The sequence below is a fragment of the Aeromonas sp. 604176 genome, from assembly GCF_049170755.1.
Taxonomy (GTDB): Bacteria; Pseudomonadota; Gammaproteobacteria; order Enterobacterales; family Aeromonadaceae; genus Aeromonas; species Aeromonas veronii_A.
In genome coordinates this window covers 1-2361 of record NZ_JAAKNE010000218.1, presented here as the reverse complement: position 1 = coordinate 2361, position 2361 = coordinate 1, and the positions used below count along the sequence as shown (strand labels likewise).

Here is a 2361-nt window from a genome sequence, read left to right as displayed (position 1 = left end):
GGGGCAGGCAGCTTCTTCGACATGATCGCCATCCCGGCGGATGCCAAGAACGTCGAGGCGGCCCACACCTTCATCAATTACCTGATGAAGCCGGACGTGATCGCGAACATCACCAACGTGGTGCAGTTCCCGAACGGCAACAAGGCGGCCACGCCGCTGGTGGACGAGGCGATCCGTACCGACCCGGGTATCTACCCGACGCCGGATACCCTCAAGAAGATCTACACCTTCCCGGATCTGCCGGCCAAGGTGCAGCGTCTGATGACCCGCAGCTGGACCAAGATCAAGTCAGGCAAGTAAGAGTGACGAGTACCCCTCCCGGTCCGCAGTTCGGCCGGGAGGGTGGTGACCACCCGACAGGTTGGACGGCGCGTATGGATGCGCGACTGGCAAAATCACACAAATGAGGACTGATAAGTGCACATGACCAAGATGGCAACGCTGGCCCTGACCCTGGGGTTTGCAAATCTGACCCAGGCAGCCCCTGTGGTTCATTTTTACAACTGGTCCGATTATATCGGCGAGACCACCCTCAGTGACTTTCAGCAGAAGACCGGGATCAAGACCGTCTACGACGTGTTTGACTCCAACGAGACGCTGGAAGGCAAGCTGCTGACCGGACGCACCGGCTACGATCTGGTCGTGCCCTCCAACAATTTCCTGGCCAAGCAGATCAAGGCGGGGGCCTTCCAGAAGCTGGACCTCACCCTGCTGCCAAACCTGAGCAACCTGGACCCCATGCTGCTCAAGCAGCTCGAGAAGGTGGATCCGGGCCATCAGTACGCCGTGCCCTACCTCTGGGGCACCAACGGCATCGGCTACAACGTCGACAAGATCAAGGAAGTGCTGGGTGTCGACAAGATTGACTCCTGGGCGACCATCTTCGAGCCGGAAAACATGAAGAAGCTCTCCCAGTGCGGCGTGGCCTTCCTCGATTCGGCGGACGAGATGATCCCGGCTGCCCTCAACTACCTGGGGCTCAACCCCAACAGCCATGAGCCGGCGGATATCAAGCGGGCCGAAGAGCAGCTGCTCAAGGTGCGCCCCTATGTGGCCTACTTCCACTCCTCCAAGTACATCGGTGACCTCGCCAACGGCAACATCTGCGTGGCGGCCGGGTTCTCCGGCGACATCCTGCAGGCGGCGTCCCGGGCCGAGGAGGCGGGCAAGGGGATCAATATTGCCTACAGCATCCCCAAGGAGGGTGGCAATCTCTGGTTCGACATGATGGCGATCCCGGCCGATGCCACCAACGTGAAAGAGGCTCACGCCTTGATCAACTACATTCTCGAACCGCAGGTCATCGCCAAGGTGAGCGACTATGTGGGTTACGCGAACCCGAACATCAAGGCGGGAGAGTTCATGGACAAGGCCGTGCGCGAGGACGAGTCAGTCTATCCCCCCCAGGCGGTGCTTGAGCGTCTGTATGTGCAGGAAGCACATCCCCGCTCGGTGCAGCGCCTGATCACCCGGAGTTGGACCAAGATCAAATCCGGAACCTAACCTTGGCGCCCATCCCGGGGCGCCAGATTGTATTGATGGATCGGCCCAGGCCGGAATCACCTTTGGGAGTTTGGTAATGGCGATAGCCTCCAGTGCCTACAAGAAAGCCCTCGAGGGCAGCCAGCAGCGTAAAGAAGTGCTGGTCAAAATAGACAGGGTAAGCAAGCAGTTCGACGAAACGCTGGCGGTCGACAACGTGTCTCTCAACATCCACAAGGGCGAGATCTTCGCCCTGCTGGGTGGGTCCGGCTCCGGCAAGTCCACCTTGCTGCGGATGCTGGCCGGGTTCGAGCGACCCACGGAAGGACGGCTGTTCCTCGACGGCGTCGACATTACCGACATGCCGCCCTATGAACGCCCCATCAACATGATGTTCCAGTCCTATGCCCTGTTCCCCCACATGACGGTGGCCCAGAACATCGCCTTCGGCCTCAAGCAGGATGGCCTGCCCAAGGCGGAGATCGATGCCCGGGTGGAAGAGATGCTCAAGCTGGTGCAGATGACCCAGTACGCCCGCCGCAAACCGCACCAGCTCTCCGGTGGTCAGCGTCAGCGGGTGGCCCTGGCCCGTTCCCTGGCCAAGCGTCCCAAGCTGTTGCTGCTGGACGAGCCCATGGGGGCACTGGACAAGAAGCTGCGCTCTACCATGCAGCTCGAGCTGGTCGAGATCATCGAGCGGGTGGGCGTGACCTGCGTCATGGTGACCCACGATCAGGAAGAAGCCATGACCATGGCCGAGCGGATCGCCATCATGCACCTCGGTTGCATCGAGCAGATCGGCAGCCCGATGGATATCTACGAGACCCCGGCCAGTCGGCTGGTGTGCGAGTTCATCGGCAACGTCAACCTGTTTGACGG

At 60.6% G+C, this 2361-nt stretch carries 2 protein-coding genes and 1 pseudogene; all 3 read left to right on the top strand.

From position 1 onward, the window contains the following. Positions 1-300: pseudogene (locus G5358_RS20760) on the top strand (spermidine/putrescine ABC transporter substrate-binding protein PotF); the annotation flags it as partial. Between the two features lie 123 nt (positions 301-423). After that, on the top strand, positions 424-1503 hold the full coding sequence (locus G5358_RS20755) for a polyamine ABC transporter substrate-binding protein (protein WP_045522886.1): 1080 nt from the start codon (positions 424-426) through the stop codon (positions 1501-1503). Between the two features lie 76 nt (positions 1504-1579). Further along, on the top strand, positions 1580-2361 hold a 782-nt coding region (locus G5358_RS20750), incomplete at its 3' end, for an ABC transporter ATP-binding protein (RefSeq protein ID WP_421324844.1).